General features: G+C 58.6%; 14 protein-coding genes and 2 pseudogenes. 13 read left to right on the forward strand and 3 right to left on the reverse strand.

Features of this window, described 5'->3' with window-relative positions; all coding sequences use genetic code 11:
- Positions 1-560 precede the first annotated feature (560 nt).
- Positions 561-911 (reverse strand): hypothetical protein, encoded by a 351-nt coding sequence (locus HB778_RS36880; RefSeq protein WP_183465557.1) that lies wholly within the window; start codon positions 909-911, stop codon positions 561-563.
- A 6-nt stretch (positions 912-917) separates the two neighbouring features.
- On the opposite strand from HB778_RS36880, the pseudogene HB778_RS42250 reads away from it, so the two are divergent.
- A pseudogene (locus HB778_RS42250) lies at positions 918-1768 on the forward strand (tyrosine-type recombinase/integrase).
- Between the two features lie 42 nt (positions 1769-1810).
- Here HB778_RS42250 and HB778_RS36895 read toward each other — a convergent pair.
- Complete coding sequence (locus HB778_RS36895; protein ID WP_183465558.1) at positions 1811-2329, reverse strand: RES family NAD+ phosphorylase; 519 nt, start codon at positions 2327-2329, stop codon at positions 1811-1813.
- On the reverse strand, positions 2326-2715 hold the full coding sequence (locus HB778_RS36900) for an MbcA/ParS/Xre antitoxin family protein (protein ID WP_006339603.1): 390 nt from the start codon (positions 2713-2715) through the stop codon (positions 2326-2328). The genes HB778_RS36895 and HB778_RS36900 overlap by 4 nt, the downstream gene beginning before the upstream one ends.
- A gap of 34 nt (positions 2716-2749) precedes the next feature.
- Here HB778_RS36900 and HB778_RS42255 point away from each other — a divergent pair.
- The 12 genes and pseudogenes from HB778_RS42255 (at position 2750) to tnpB (ending at position 15290) form a co-directional block, all read left to right on the forward strand.
- Positions 2750-3783, forward strand: a pseudogene (locus HB778_RS42255) (site-specific integrase).
- A gap of 918 nt (positions 3784-4701) precedes the next feature.
- Positions 4702-5883 carry a plasmid partitioning protein RepA gene (gene repA, locus HB778_RS36910; RefSeq protein WP_183455005.1) on the forward strand — a complete coding sequence of 394 codons (1182 nt, stop codon included), beginning with the start codon at positions 4702-4704 and terminating at the stop codon, positions 5881-5883.
- A 102-nt stretch (positions 5884-5985) separates the two neighbouring features.
- Entirely contained in the window at positions 5986-6915 is a 930-nt protein-coding gene (gene repB / locus HB778_RS36915; RefSeq protein WP_244662118.1) for a plasmid partitioning protein RepB, read from the forward strand.
- 154 nt (positions 6916-7069) lie between these two features.
- Positions 7070-8275 carry a plasmid replication protein RepC gene (gene repC / locus HB778_RS36920; RefSeq protein WP_183455003.1) on the forward strand — a complete coding sequence of 402 codons (1206 nt, stop codon included), beginning with the start codon at positions 7070-7072 and terminating at the stop codon, positions 8273-8275.
- Positions 8272-8859 carry a DUF1612 domain-containing protein gene (locus HB778_RS43660; protein ID WP_432421286.1) on the forward strand — a complete coding sequence of 196 codons (588 nt, stop codon included), beginning with the start codon at positions 8272-8274 and terminating at the stop codon, positions 8857-8859. The genes repC and HB778_RS43660 overlap by 4 nt, the downstream gene beginning before the upstream one ends.
- A 142-nt stretch (positions 8860-9001) precedes the next feature.
- Positions 9002-9649, forward strand: a complete 648-nt coding sequence (locus tag HB778_RS36930; RefSeq protein ID WP_183465571.1) for an XRE family transcriptional regulator — start codon at positions 9002-9004, stop codon at positions 9647-9649.
- Positions 9650-10258 (forward strand): RES family NAD+ phosphorylase, encoded by a 609-nt coding sequence (locus HB778_RS36935; RefSeq protein WP_183465559.1) that lies wholly within the window; start codon positions 9650-9652, stop codon positions 10256-10258.
- A gap of 340 nt (positions 10259-10598) precedes the next feature.
- Entirely contained in the window at positions 10599-11792 is a 1194-nt protein-coding gene (locus tag HB778_RS36940; protein ID WP_183465560.1) for an ABC-three component system protein, read from the forward strand.
- The gene (locus tag HB778_RS36945) at positions 11789-12277 is read left to right on the forward strand and encodes a three component ABC system middle component (RefSeq protein WP_183454998.1); all 489 of its coding nucleotides are present in this window, start codon (positions 11789-11791) and stop codon (positions 12275-12277) included. The genes HB778_RS36940 and HB778_RS36945 overlap by 4 nt, the downstream gene beginning before the upstream one ends.
- Complete coding sequence (locus tag HB778_RS36950; protein WP_183454997.1) at positions 12274-14223, forward strand: DUF3732 domain-containing protein; 1950 nt, start codon at positions 12274-12276, stop codon at positions 14221-14223. The genes HB778_RS36945 and HB778_RS36950 overlap by 4 nt, the downstream gene beginning before the upstream one ends.
- A 283-nt stretch (positions 14224-14506) precedes the next feature.
- Complete coding sequence (tnpA, locus tag HB778_RS36955; RefSeq protein WP_183455045.1) at positions 14507-14956, forward strand: IS66-like element accessory protein TnpA; 450 nt, start codon at positions 14507-14509, stop codon at positions 14954-14956.
- A complete protein-coding gene (gene tnpB / locus HB778_RS36960; RefSeq protein WP_183454978.1) occupies positions 14937-15290 on the forward strand; it encodes an IS66 family insertion sequence element accessory protein TnpB in 354 nt (117 codons plus the stop codon). Before tnpA ends, tnpB begins: the two co-directional genes overlap by 20 nt.
- Positions 15291-15314 lie beyond the last annotated feature (24 nt).

Raw genomic sequence — 15314 nt, forward strand, 5'->3', positions numbered from 1 at the left:
TGCCAGCCGCATTTCATCGGCATACGCCGCACGGAGAGTCATGTCTTCGAAAGCAAGGGCCGGATTCGGCGGCCGGCGGCAAGTGCTGTGAGCAAGGCGCTCGGGCAAGTGTCCGCCCTTCATTCGGTCAATGGCAAGGCGCCAAAGACCCGGTGTGCAAGTTTCTTCATGCTCAGGAGCGCCGGTACCGAGGGGTTCGGTGTCCGACCCTCCCGTTGACGGCAAGGGCTGCGGAGTCAACTTCGACGTTCTCGAAGCGCTCACCAAGGCATATTCCTTCGCGCCGATAGTGGCGCCCGCGGTGTGCGCGAGGTCGTCAACTTCTTTTCCCGCAAGACTTTGCGCATCCGGGATGGCCCGGCGTAGCCAGGTCGGCACCGTTGCCATCAAGGGGGCACCAACAAGCGTGGCGTGGTGGCGCGGAGAGGGTTTGGGACGCAGAATCATCGAAAGCACGATGAATCACGACGGCGCTTTTGGCAACAGAAATGGACAAAAAGCGCAGCGCCTGTCGTGCTACGAACACGATCGATAATCTTGCATTATCGTTCGTAATTGCGCTAGGGTGAGAAATGGCCATTTTCGTCGCGCAAAAGCCCGAAAAACACGTCGACCCGACCTCCGGACCGTCCCACGGCACGGCCGCCGTCATCGATCATTCGCCGGCGGAGGCAGTCGCCGACGATCTCCCCGATATCATCGATGTCGTCCTCGCCATGGGACAGCCGTCGGACGATTTTTCGGGGGAAAACACGGCAGCGGCGGCGCCGCCAATTGTCAGCCTTCCGGCTCACCTGGAAGGGCTCGCCGAGCGCGCTCGCGATTACGTCGAGGCAGCAAGCTCGGCCAACACCCGGCGCGCTTACGCCGCCGACTGGAAGCATTTTTGCGCCTGGGCGCGCCGCCAGCATCTCGATGTGTTGCCGCCAAATCCCCAAACCGTCGGGCTCTACATCACCGCTTGTGCGTCGGGAAAGGTAACAGGGGATAAAAAACCGAACGCCGTTTCGACGATCGAGCGCCGTCTCTCTTCGCTGACCTGGAATTTTTCTCAGCGTGGCCGCAAGCCGCCGGCGAAACCCAGGAGCAGCATGGCGCGGTCACGCAAGCCGCGTAAGCCGGCCCGGTCCAGCGTTTCCAGCATGGCAATCAGGTCTTCAGGCAGAATGGCTTCCTTTTGCCGGGGAGGGGAGGCGTGGCTGTTGCGAATGCCGGCCATGACGGTGGCGATATGCCGGTCCTTTCTGTCAAGCGGCTGGTCGCCCATGGCCCCCTCTTCCGCCGCGTCACCGGGCAAGGCAAAGCGGTGGGCGTCAACGATCAGGAGGTGGCGCGGCTGGTCAAACGCGCGGCGTTGGCCGGCGGCGCCGCCCGAAATCGTCGGTCTCGATGTCGGCCGCGATCAGACCGAAGACGGTCGCGGCTGGATCGAGATTTTTCCCGACAAGGGCGTGCTGGTGACGCTGCGCGGAAAACCGGCTGGCGCGAGGTCGAAATCGGCCGCGGCTCGTCCGATGCCACCTGCCCCGTCGTCGCCCTGCAGACTTGGCTGAAGCTGGCGCGGATCGTGCGCGGCGACCTGTCCGAAGGGGATCGCGCCACAAAATTCTCGGGCCATTCCTTGCGCGCGGGCCTTGCTTCCTCGGCCGAGGTCGACGAACGCTTTGTGCAAAAACAACTCGGACATGCCTCGGCTGAAATGACTCGCCGCTATCAGCGCAGACGCGATCGTTTCCGTGTCAATCTCACCAAAGCATCAGGCCTGTAGGACGAAACGACCCCTCCCCTGCCGTTCGGATGCCCGAGTGCGTTATCGCCAGGATAGCTGGTCCTTCGGCAGCCGACCGCTCGGGTCGAATACAGTTACCTTGTGCGGCAGATCCGGACCCCAGTCCCAAAGGACCAGGTTGCGATCCTCCATCTCAGCACTTGGCGCGAAGCTTGGGACCACAATGCCGGCAATGTTTCGAGACCGCAGCCGGTCGTAGATGGACCAGGACGCCGGGCGCTCTCCGTCGCTAAGCGCCGTCGCCCAGGCGCAGGCCATGTCTTCGAAAGCGACAGAAAACTCTCCCCTCCCCTCTTCCGTTGTCAGATCCGCGATGTCGTTACAGTCGATCTCATAGGAACACAGCACGCACGGATCGATCCGCTGCGCGAAGCCCTGGTTGGCCTCCTTGATCGCTGTCATGAGGGTCAGTGCCAGATAGAGCGCCGGCACGCCTTTGGGATTGAATCGGGCGCCTCGGATTGCCGCCCCTTCGCCGGAAGTCGGCTTGAATGCCCAACGTGGATCGTGTGCGCGGTAGCAGGTTCTGACGAACCTCACGCAAACCCGCCAACGGCCATGTGATCGAGATAATCACGCACCGCAGCGGCCTTGCCGTCCTTCACCAGCGCTTCAGCAGTGCGTCCGCCAAATGCTGGAAGCGGCTGAGCTCGGTACCAAGCCATCGCCTGCTCCTTGCCGCCCGCCCAATCCGTCACGCGGCTGATGATCTCAAGCATCTCCCGCAGACGCCCCTGTGTCTTAACCGTAGCGCTGCGCTCTGACCGATAAAGGGTCTCGCGAGCAAGACCGGCGGTCTGGGCCAACTGGCCCTTTGACATGCCAAAACCGTCCGCGACCTGCTCGATCGCAATCTTCCCGTTCCGGTCCATATAGGACAAGATGAGAGGTCCGTTCTGCTCGGGGATCTTGAGTGCGTGGGCCACAGAATTCATCCTGCCATATTGAGAGTCATATTTCTTGTGCAAAAGATATGGCAGTTCTCGACAGTTTTCAAGTCCAGGACCGACCAATTCAAGCTGCTGCCACCGCCCTAGCACGCACGCGGATCAAGCTGACCGTGCGCGCGATCATGTCGAGGCAGCAAGTTCGGCAAACCCCCGTCGCGCCCATACCACCGACTGGAAGCATTTTTGCGCCTGGTGCCGGCGACAGTCGCTTGATCCGCTGACGCCAGACCCAAAAATCGTCGGCCTCTACATCACGGCCCACAGGACTCGGGAACGCCAAGAGACAACAAGCGGGTGTCGACCATCGAGCGCCGCCTGTCGTCGCTGACCTGGAACTATATGCGACGCGGTCAACCGCTCGACCGGAAGGACCGGCATATCGCCACCGTGCTCGCCGGCATCCGCAACAGACACGCCTCCCCTCCCGTCAAAAGGAAGCCATCCTGCGCGACAATCTTGTTGCCATGCTGGAAACACTCGACCGCGGCACACTGCGCGGTCTGCGCGACCACGCCATGCTGCTTTTGGGCTTCGCCCGGCTTGCGCCGATCTGAAATCGTCGGCCTCGATGTTGCGCGCGATCAAACCGAGGACGGTCGCGGCTCGATCGAATTCTATCCAGACAAGGGCGTGCTGGTTACGTTGCGGAGCAAGACCGGCTGGCGCGAAAACGAAATTGGTCGCGGCTCGTCCAACACCACCTGCTTGGTCGTCGCCCCGCAGACTTGGCTGAAGCTGGCCCGCATCGCGCATGGCCCCTCTTCCGCTGCGTCGCCGGTCAGGGCAAAGCGGTGGGAGCCGAACGGCTGAACGATCAGGAGGTGGCGCGGCTGGTCAAACGCGCGGCCTTGGCCGCTGGTGTGCGCGGGGATCCTTCGGAAGGCGAGCGCGGCCAAAGTTTTCCGGGCATTCACTGCGCGCCGGCCTCGCCTCCTCAGCCGAGGTCGACGAGCGCTATGTGCAAAAGCAGATGGCCACGCCTCGACGGAGATGACACGCAAGTATCAGAGACTGCGTGACCGATTTCGAGTCTATCTAACCTAAGGCGTCATTGTAGGGTCTGGTTCGCCCCCAACCGCAGGTGACTCTGGATGCGTCAATCCAGTTCCCAGCTGGGAACTCAAAGTACGGGTGGTGCGTGCTAGGCTAGAGTTGTGCGAGAAGTTTGCTTTTCGATACGTCCTCAGGATCCTTCACCAACACTTGGACCCAGAGGGAAGTTGCCTGGCGACTGCAGCAGCCTCTTGCTTGCCTCGTCGTCGACCCACCGGGGGAGGGTGCGTGGACGGACGCCCACGTGCCAAACGGTGTTGATTGCTGTCAAATCGCGTGTGACGGCTGGCGACAAATCCTTTTCGTTGAAGTGCCATTCACAGGAACCCGCCCGGAAAGAATACCTTATTGCAGGAAGGGGTCCTGGGGCGTCTAACTGGCCAGCCTTGTAGAGGCTATCACCGAAGCGACATCGGAAGTGGGTGGCATGGCTGCATCACAAACACAACCCATCGTCTCCGACGCGAAGGACCTGTGCGAGCTCCGTGCCTGCCGTCACAACGGGATTTTCGCCGCCGCCCCAATGTGGCGGTCTCTCTCCATGCGCCGAAGCTACCCACGCTGTTGTAGGTCGCTCGCCTCCGTACGCGGAAGCTAGAGGCCAACCGGAACACCGACGTCGACTATGTGCGAGAACAAAGCGGGCAACGGGCTTGCCCGTGCGCCAGCTTCATAGCTGCAATTTTCAAGACCTGATGCGCAACTTTGACGGTACAGGAAGCCCGCGATCACGAAAAGTTCCCAGCTGGGAACCGCCTTATGTCCATTTGCCCGAATTCTCCGAATCGGGCATAAGCCCAGTAACGGGAAAACCGCGTAATTCGAAAAGTTGGCGTAGTTGGCGTGGCGTTAACAGCTTGTTAACCACAGTCGCTATCAATAGGCGCTGGGTGCAAGAGGAGAATCTGGGTGACGCGGCATCTAAGTAGCCTTCAGTTCATGAATACCTTCTCGACGAAACTCGAGAAGGCACTCAACAATCTTTCGCTGGCTCAGTATCCTCCTGACGCGGTTCGCACGATGCGCAAATTCACTTCGACGGAAGTGGCAGCATTGCTAGGAGTGACCGAAGCTTACATACGGCAGGTCTCCTTAAAAGGGCAGGGACCCGAGCCAGAGACAACGACCACCGGAAAGCGCCTATATTCCGTGGAGCAGGTGCTGGACCTACGGATGCACCTGGCGGAAAAGGCGCGGAAGAAATGGATCAATCCTCGTCGTGTTAAGGGCGAGGATTGCCAGATCATCGCGATCACGAACTTCAAAGGTGGATCGTCCAAGACAGCGACCACTATTCACTTGGGTCATTGGTTGGCACTACGTGGATATCGTGTTCTCGCGGTCGACATGGATCCCCAGGCGTCGTTAACAAGTCTGCAGGGAGCGTTACCCGGATTTGACTACCGAGAAGGTGACACCCTTTACTCGGCGATTCGGTTTGATGATCCGGTGCCAACGGAAAAGATTATTCATCAGACGCATATCATCGGATTCGACGTCATCTGCGCCGGTCTTGAGCTAACAGAATTCGAAACGGCCGTTACCCTTGAGATGCGCAAGAGCGGAGGAACCAGTTTCCTGCTTCGAGTGTCACAGGCCCTCGAACAGATCGTCGATAGCTACGATATCGTTCTTCTCGACTGCGCGCCGTCACTCAATTTCCTGACGCTTTCGTCGCTCACTGCCGCTACCGGAGTCCTAATCCCAGTACCAGCGCACATGCTCGATGTTGACTCCACAGGGAAGTTTTTGGAGCTGGCCGCATCTTATATGCAAATCCTGGATGAGGCTGGTGCAGGCGCGCGTTGGGATTTCGCCAAATTCCTCATCACAAAGTTTGAGGCCAACGACCACCCGCAAGCCAACATGCAGGCCCTAATGCGCCAAGTGTTTGGCGAGGATCTACTTCTGAATTCGGTCTCCAAATCCACTGCGGTAGCGGACGCTCTTACTTGGAAGCAGAGCCTCTATGAAGTGCAACGATCGCGGTTCTCGGCACCTAAAACTTATGATCGTGCAATCGAATCGATCAACGCCGCGAACGCGGAAATAGAAAGCCTCATCACAATGGCATGGAGGCGTGAACAGTGAGCCGTAAAGATTCTAAGGGCATGTTTGCTGCTGTTTTGGGGCAACTCGGGGAGGAGAATTCGGAGGAGGGGGGTTAGCCGCCGCACATCATCGCCACACCTGATGAAGGTGGCGGCTGGTGTTCGCCAAATGCAAGAGCGTAGCGATATCGCCGACAAGTTACTGAAGTCAGGCGAACAGATCATTGAACTCGATCCCGACAAAATACGGCCGTCATCTATCACCGATCGATATGATGACGCCTACGAAGTTTCAGCCATTGCTGAGATCACAGAATCCATGCGGGAGCGCGGTCAAATTGTCCCTGGATTGGTTCGGCCAGTACAAGGCAAGGATGGCGAGTTTCAAATCGTCTATGGTCGCAGAAGACTAGCGGCGGCTAAGCAGCTTGGGATCGGATTCAAAGCGGCCGTCCGCGAGTTAACTGATGAACAAGCAGTCATTTTCCAAGGCGAAGAAAACACTGCTCGAGAGGATCTCTCATACATTGAAAAGTGCGCTTTTGCGCTTGCGCAGCAGGAAGCGGGCTACAAACGGGACACCATCTGCGCTTCGTTGTCGACAGGAAAATCGCATGTCTCCGAGATGATCAAAATCGCCTCCTCTGTCGATAAGGAGATACTGCAATCGATTGGTAAAGCTCCCGGGATTGGTCGAGGACGATGGCAGGAATTCTCGAACCGCTATTCCATCGACGGCTCACTCGCAAAAGCTTCCGATCTTGTTCGCAAAAACAAATTCCGCGAGGCAACGTCCGACGACAGATTCATTATTCTGCTTGAGACGCTGCCATTGGATCGTGATGCGATCAAAGACCCTGCGGGTCCGGCCAAGCCATCAAAGCCCACGATTGCTATGAAATCCTGGGCTGCTCCAGACAAAACAGTGAGCGTCAGCCTCAAAGACAACGGAAAAACTACCATGATTGCGGTGGGAGAGGCTGAAGGATCGCGTTTCGCAGCGTTTATCGCCGGACAACTGGACGACCTGTTTGAGGCCTTTCGGAAGTCCTCCACGAAACAAGGAGTCTGAAACCGCAAAAGAAAAAGGCCCCCAAACGGCAAGCCGTGGAAGCCTCTCTCTGAACTAAGCACTCTGAGAATCGCATCTCCACGAATCACTGTCAAGAGTCATTGGCGTCGTTTTGGCGAGCAGGTTTCTTTTGCCTGATAGAGGGTGAAAGAAAATGGAGACGGGTATTGCAACGACGCCCTTTGGGCGGCGGCCGATGTCGCTTGCCATGCTGGCAGCGCAAAACGATTCACGTGAAATCCCCAAGGGCAGGGTCGTCGACAAGTGGCAGATCTACCGCAACCTGTGCGAGGGCAAGAGCGTCGTCGGCATTGGCGATCGCGCTTTGGCCGTGCTGAATGCGTTGATATCATTCTATCCTGACAGCGAATTGAGTGAGGAAAACGACCTCATCGTCTTTCCCTCGAACGCACAGCTGTCGCTCAGGGCGCACGGAATGCCTGAGCCCACCGTCAGGCGGCACCTGGCGGCTCTTGTTGACTGCGGGCTGATCATCCGTCGGGATAGCCCGAACGGCAAACGTTACGCCCGCAAGGGCCGGGGAGGGGAGATCGAGGAAGCATTCGGCTTCTCCCTGGCGCCCCTGCTGGCCCGTGCTTACGAGTTCGAGGCGGCGGCCGAGCGTATTCGCGCCGACAAAAGGGCGCTCAGGCTTATGCGCGAGCGGATCACCTTGCACCGCCGTGACATCCACAAGCTGATAGAGGCGGCCCTTGACGAGGATGTCCCGGGAGACTGGGGAGGCCTGTGGAAGCGTTTCCGCGGCGTTGTGGAGGCAATTCCGCGCCGAGCTTGTATTGCCGAGCTCGAGCCCATCGTTGCCGATCTGGCCGCCTTGCGTGATGATGTGGATAAGCTGCTGGAAATCCATATGAAATCCACGAATCCGATCGGCAATGACTCTCAAAACGAGCGGCAGCAATCTGATTCAAATACCGACTCTATTCTTGAATTTGAACCTGCTTTAGAGAAAAGCGGGGCAACGGCCGAGCCCAGGACGAGGACCGCAGAGGCGCCGAAAACATACCCGCTGGGGATGGTGCTGAAGGCCTGCCCCGAAATTGGGGATTATGCCGTCGACGGCATCGGCAATTGGCGCGATCTCATGATAACCGCCGCTCAGGTGCGGGGATATCTGGGCGTTTCGCCGTCAGCGTATGAGGAGGCTTGCCATGTGATGGGCCAGGAGGTCGCGGCGATCGTGATTGCCTGCATCCTACAAAGGGCGCAGCACATCAGCTCGGCCGGCGGCTATCTGCGGGTACTGACCGAAAAAGCGACGGCAGGGCAGTTCTCAGTCGGGCCGATGCTGATGGCGGCGCTCAAGGCGAACGGGGCGACGGCGAGGATGACGGGATGACGGTCGCCAATCCCGCAGCTTATCGCTTTGCGTTTAGTTCAAGCGCGAGAGAGCGGTCTTGTCGATCGTTAGCGCCACGGCAGGCCAAGCTCGCCGCCACGCGGGAGTGGCCGTCGGTGATGCGCGCCGCGATTCTGCTCGAGGCTTGGCAAAACATCGAAGTGCTGCAGCACGCCGCCTGGCTAGGGCCGCCACTGGTGGCCGCGCTCCTGCGGCAGGAAGGCGCTTGCCGCGCACCATCGCTCCAGCCTGCATCTCGGCGCCAAAGACATTCCGAGGGAGCGGCGGCAGGCGCGCAATCGGAGCGATCGCCTGCTGGCCTCTCTCGATGCCATTCACGATGCAGCAGTGGCCTGAAGGAGCATGACTGTCTCGTGCTGGCGAAAAGCCAGATGGAGCGGCGGCTCAAACAACGGCGCTCCAACTCGAAATTGGCCGACCTGGTCGAACTGGTGGTCTCGCGGCCACTTGTCTCGACAAGCCTGATCCAGGACGGGCTGAAGGTGACAGAACAGCGAGCGCTCAACCTGGTCGGCGAGCTCGACCTGCGCGAGATGACGGGCAGGGGAAATTTTCGGGCATGAGGAATTGTTTAGTCCGCAGCCATTCGCTACTAACTTTACGAAATTATCGAACTTGACGAACTTTCGATTTGCAACCATATTGGTGCCAGCAGGAGGTTGTCATCATGGTCGCTCCAAAACGCAGCAATCATAGCGGGACCGCATCGCAGGCGGAGTCGCCACCCTGAGCTTCACGACAAAGCTTCCGGCACAGGCAGACTTCAAGAAGGTATTGCTCGAACGCTATCAGGAAGCGATCGCACGCAGCCGCAAGATCGGCCACCGCGTATCGTTTCGGGTAGAGGTCGATCCGGCGGCTGATGCGCAGACGATCACGCCGGTCGAAGAGCAACCGATCGCTTCGGACGATACCTTTCCCGTCGAGGACGCGGGCATGCCCGATGCCGAACTCGAGGCGGCTCTTGCCGGAGCGCGCGCGCGCGGCCGCAAGCGTGTCGCCGAAATTGTCGCCGGCGAGGAGATGCTGAGCGCGGATGCCTTTGCCAAGCTGCTTGGCACGTCGCGCGTGACGGTCAACGCCAGGCGGCAAAGCGGACAGGTGCTCGGGATCGATGGGGCCAAACGTGGTTTCCGCTTCCCTGTCTGGCAACTCGACAAGGACGGTCGTCCCTTCGGCGCATTGCCGGCGTTGCATGCCATGTTGGGCAATAGTGCCTGGGCCGTCTATCGGTTTCTGGTGTCGCGCCATGGTGCCCTCGATGGGCGGACCGGCCTTCAAGCCCTTCAAAAAGGCGATGACGCCTCGGTTTTGGCCGCGGCGGAAGGCATGGCCAGGGGCGATTTCGACTGAATGCCCGGCGTTCCACCTCCACCCGATTTCGCGCGCGCAAAGCTCGAAATCGAGACCATACTGCGGGGTCGGTCGTTCGGTCGGATCTATTGGAGCACCTATCCTGATCCATTGGGGTACGGGAAGTCGCCGAGCCGGTTCAGCGATCCTCGACGCCGTCTTGACGCCAACCGGTTTGGCGTTCTTTACCTCGGTGACTCCCTGAAGGTGTGCTTCCTAGAGACCGTGCTACGCGACCGCCGCGAAGGAATCCTTGACGATCTTCCAATAGAGGAGGTGGAGCTGACCCGACGGCGCTACGCGGAGATCGCGACCACGACAGACCTACGCCTGGTCGATCTCAGAGGCGACAATGCCGTTCGGACGGGTGTGCCGACCGATGTCGTTCGGGCACAGCGCCAGAACCTGGCACGCCGGTGGTCTCTGGCGTTTCACAAGCACCCATCTGAGCCCGACGGGATCATTTATCCCTCGCGCCTCAATGAGGCGACCAATCTTGCCATTTACGATCGCGCGGTACCGAAGCTTCAGGCGAAGCATGTTACGGCCCTTCTCGGCGCGCGAGGGCTGGCTCAGGTTCTGGAGGATTTCAGAGTGGGGTTGGTGTAAAGATCCAGCTCGGATCCGTATCGCTTGGCGAGAGGGCTGTAGCGCCAGAAGCGTCCACTAAGCCGGAGCAACCGAACGACCGGTGTGGGGCCGAGAGGGGACTGGCCGGTTCTGGGAAGCCGAAGATCAAAGCTGCCATTCGTTCGCGCAGTCGAACATCTGAGCAACTCCCGTTCATTCCATGTGGTCGCCGCCTCGCCACCAATATTTAGGAAATCGTTCTTCCTCGATTGCCATTGATTCCAATTGGCATAGACCTCAGTATTGAACAGACTGCTCTGGGAGGGGACCTAGCATTGGCATCTGACGAAATCATTTTGCGCTGGGCCGGCGGAACAGCATGAGCGGCATCACGTCCCAATTCTCTGCAGCAGAACCAGGTCTCGGCTATATCTTCCAGTCCAGATATGCCCTGCTCAGGATGTTTGATTTGCCTGAGGATGGCGAAGTCTACATCGAGCGGAACGATGACGTCGAGTTCGTTGCGGCAGATGGCCAGGTGTCGCTGGGCTCGCTCAAGCACAAGGCCAAGGGTGAGAGCCTTTCCGATCTTTCCGTGGATTTCTGGAAGTCGGTTCGGGTGTGGGTGAGTTATTATAAATCGTCGGGCAGGTCGGGTTCCAACGCCAGGTTCATCCTGTACAGCACCGCCAGCGTCTCCCCAGGTTCGTTCTTGCAACATTTCGTTGGTGCAGGTGGGTCGAGTGAACTCCGCGCCACCGAGGCCGCCAGCGCCCTGGCCTCCAGCGTGTCCAAGGACATCGACAAGGTGAAGGCAGACCTCGAAGGCCTCACCACCGTCGAGGCCCAGGATTTCTACGGGCGCATCACGATCTCGCCGAGCACTCCGCGGATCGATGATATCCCAGCGCTGATCGACCAACGACTGCGCACGACCAGAAAGGAGGATCGCGAGGCCCTATTCTCCCGGCTGGAGGGGTGGTGGTCGGATTTGGTGATCCTTGTCCTCACTGGCAAGGCAGGGCCGTCTATAAAGGTCCAGGAAGTCTCTGATAAGCTAGTGCTCCTGGCAGAACAGTTCAGATCGGACAATCTGCCGATCGATTTCCAGAACAAGAAGCCCGGCGACATCGATCCATCCAACGACAAACGCACGTTCGTTATCCAGCTCCATGCCCTAAAGCTTTCGGAGAAGAGGATACAGCACGCAATCATCGACTATTATCGCGCCTTCGAGCAGCGTTCCCTCTGGGCGCGTGAACGATTGGTCATAGCTGGCGAAATTGAGGAATACGAAGATCGCCTGGTAGAGGAGTGGGATAGGCACAAGGCCATCCTTTGCGAGAAGATCAACGAGGGAAGCCACGATGACGCCTGTGTCGAGGCGGGCAACGCGCTTTATCTGTGGGCGCTGACCAACACCTCACACCTGCGGATACGCGAGAGGGTCACCGAGCCCTACGTTGTGCGAGGCGCCTTTCAGATGCTGGCCAATGACCGACCTACACCGAGGGTGCATTGGCATCCGAGGTTTCTTGAACGCCTCGTCAAGATACTGGAGGCGGCAGCATGAAGCACTGGGACAGGCGACCGATCGAGGTAAGAAACCTCTTCAATCCGGCCTTCTGTGGGCTCGTACTATACAGGGCCATGGCCACGTTTCAGGAGATCGATGACAGGGGCATGCCGTTCTCCATGTCATTGTTGATCCTGCCGTTGACGTTGCAGCGGCAGTCGCGTGAAGTCATCCAACGTGGCAATAAGAATTTTCTGCTCAAGGTCATCGCCGATCATCCGGAATTGCAGGTCGATTTTGGCCAACGGTGCATCGACATTTTCCCATTCACGCTTGAGGCTTTGGGAGTGCTCAACAGTGTCGGCACGATGAGCGTGCAGTCCGAAGGACGGCTAATCGTAGTGGGCGATGGCGTTAAAAAGACCGTCACCGGCACGGAGGAATCCAAAGCCACTCAACGCGCCGCGGCTTTCCTGGGCAAGCAATTTGCGCGCATTGGTCACAGCAGCACCATTTATTCAACCATGGGCATACGGCCATGAAGATCAAATCCATCCACATCTACAGCGATGATGGCCGCCGCCGCGATTTGCAGTTCCAAGATGGGCTCAACGTCATTACTGGCCAGTCTTCCACCGGCAAATCCGCACTTTCGGAGATTATCGAGTACTGCATGGGACGGTCGACCTTCAACGTCCCAGAAGGTGTTATTCGAGATAAGGTGGCCTGGTATGCTGTTATTTATCGCTTCGCCGGCGAGGAGGTCTTGGTGGCCAAGCCCGCGCCGGCACCGGGCGCCCTGAGCGCGAGCAGCGTTATGATCAGGCGCGGCGCCGACGTCCAAGCCCCTGATCACGATGAGCTTGCGATCAACGACAACGATGATGGGGTGGTTTCGCTACTATCTCAGTTGCTGGGTATTCCCGAGAACACCACCGAGGTGGCCATCGAGAGCAGCCGGGAGAGCTACGACGCCAACATCAAGCACACCCTCTACTACCTGTTCCAGAAACAGGGGATCGTCGCGAACAAGGACCAACTTTTCTACCGTCAGAATGAGCCGTTTCAGCCTCAAGCGATAAAGGACACGCTACCGATCCTGCTGGGCGTCTCCGGTCGAGATAAGTTCACCTGGGAAGGACAACTGCGTGCCGCTCAGCGTGACCTTCGGCTAAATGCGAAGCTGGTCAATCAGGCTCGGGATGCAATCGACAATTCGGAACAACGGGCCATAGGGCTTTTATCCGAGGCCAGGGCGGTAGGAATTCCTGTTCGAGGCGATACTGGAACCGATGTCATCCAGATGCTCCGCCAGGCCCTCGATTGGCAGCCTCAGTCCGTGCCGGATGACGACAGTGACCGCGTATCATCGATCGAGGATGAACTCGCTTCAATGCGCGATCGCCGCCGTGAGATCCAAAAACAGATTGAAAGCGCCGAACAGTTCGCGAAGCGGGCGAATGGTTTTGAAGGAGAAGTTGTGGAGCAGCGCGACCGGCTCACCTCGATCAAAGCGCTTCCGTTCAACAAGGCGACCGGCGAGTGGCAATGGCCGTTTGCCCAGGCGAATCTGGGTATCGAAACGCCAATCGCAAAAGCGATGCTGGCCGAACTCGAAAACCTTGACCGTGAGCTTGCTGCTGTAACGGGCGAACGTCCGGCGCTTGAGGCATTCCTTTTGGGGCAGCGAAGGGAGGTCACCATCCTGACCGACGACATGCGTGGCAAGGAACTGGAACTGTCATCTGCTATCTCCACAAACGAGATCATCGCCCAGATGGGCAATAGGAATAACGCGGCGTCCCGCGTCGTTGGTCGAATCAGCCTTTTCCTCGAAAATTTGGCCACGGACGACGAACTGGAGCGGCTTTTAAGCGAGGAACGCAGGCTCAAAGCTCACATTGCCGATATCGAGGGCAGGCTTGGCGCGGACGATTCCGAATCCAAGTTAGTGGCGACGCTTAGCAACATCGCTATGCATATGTCCGGTTACATTAAGGACTTGAATGGTGAGTTCAGCCAATATCCAGCACGATTGGATATGCACAATCTGACTGTAGTAATAGATCGTCCGGGTAGGCCGGTCTACATGAACAAATCCGGGGGAGGAGCCAGCCATCTCGCTTACCATTTGGCGGCGCTTTTATCCCTGCATCGCTTCGCCGCGGAGTATGGTCAACCTATTCCAAGATTCATGGTGATTGATCAGCCGACCCAGGTCTATTTCCCGTCCGAGAGTGCATACCGGGCTGCTGGCGGGTCCGTTGAGCAGACCGAGCAGCAGCAGGACGCTGATCTCAATGCGGTTAGACGGCTTTTTGAATTGCTTGCGCGCTTCACCACCAAGGACGTGCCTGGATTTCAACTGATCGTAACCGAACACGCCAATCTTCGCGATGATTGGTTCCAGGCGGCCCTAGTTGAGGATCCGTGGACCAAGCCGCCGGCGCTAGTGCCGGATGACTGGCCAGAGATGCCTTTGAACTAGGCGTGTTCTGACCCAGCGCTATTGCGATGGATCTTTGCGCTCACGGCGCAGCGCTTCGCATGGTCCGCGAAATGTCAGCTGTCGGGGTGCAGCGGGAGACCGTTGAACGTCTTTGAGCGCGAAGCTGACCCCCCCCGCCTTTTGGGGCAATTTTGCACCCCGAAGTACATCCTGTTCGACCGCCTGTAGGAGTTCGTTGAAGGAAAGCGCGAATTTCTCTGCACCTTTTTCCATTGAGCGTGTTTTGGCATGAAGTGTCCACTTTGGAGGTGGACACCACGTGATTGAGGACGATGAACAGAAACTGCTGGTGAGGCGAATTTTGCGTAACGGCCGCCGGCGGTACGACGCGGCGTCAAAAGAGCGGCTCGTTGCGGCCTGCCTTGAGCCTGGCGTGTCGGTATCGGGACTTGCGCTTGAACATGGGATCAATGCCAACCTTCTTAGGAAGTGGATAAAGACGACCAAAGACGCCGTTGCTTTGCCGCCACCTGCGCCGTCGGCGTTCATTCCAGTTCAAGTCAGCGCCGCGGAGTACAGCCTGCCTATGCAGGGCAATTCGGTAGAGAGGCCTGCCACGCGTGGTGAAGAGCGGCTGTCGAAGTCGTCGCCACTCCCAGCCAAGGTGAGCGCGTCTTTGCCGAACGGCGTGAAGTTGACGCTGGAATGCGGTGATGTGGATGCATTGACGGCGATCATCGGAGCACTGGGTCATGTTCAGACTGGGCGCTGACCTGACAGTCTACCTGCATCGCGAACCGATCGACTTCCGCGCCGGCATCAACAGCCTTGCGGTCCTGGTTCAGGAGGTGATGGAGCTCGACCCGTTTGCGCCTGCGGTCTTTGCCTTTTGCAATCGCCGTCGCGACCGGATGAAACTCTTGTTCTTTGACCGGTCCGGCTTCGTGCTGGTTCTAAAGCGGCTGACCGAGGACAAGTTCCGGTGGCCGCGCCGGGAGACGGCGGTGGTTACGCTGACGACCGAGCAGCTCCATTGGATTCTCGACGGCATCGACATCGACGCAATGGTGCGCCATCCGGTGCGGCAATATCAGGTTGCGGGCTGACGGCTCCCGAATTGTGCGGTTGAC

This window comes from Mesorhizobium huakuii (assembly GCF_014189455.1).
In the GTDB taxonomy this organism is placed as follows: Bacteria; Pseudomonadota; Alphaproteobacteria; order Rhizobiales; family Rhizobiaceae; genus Mesorhizobium; species Mesorhizobium huakuii_A.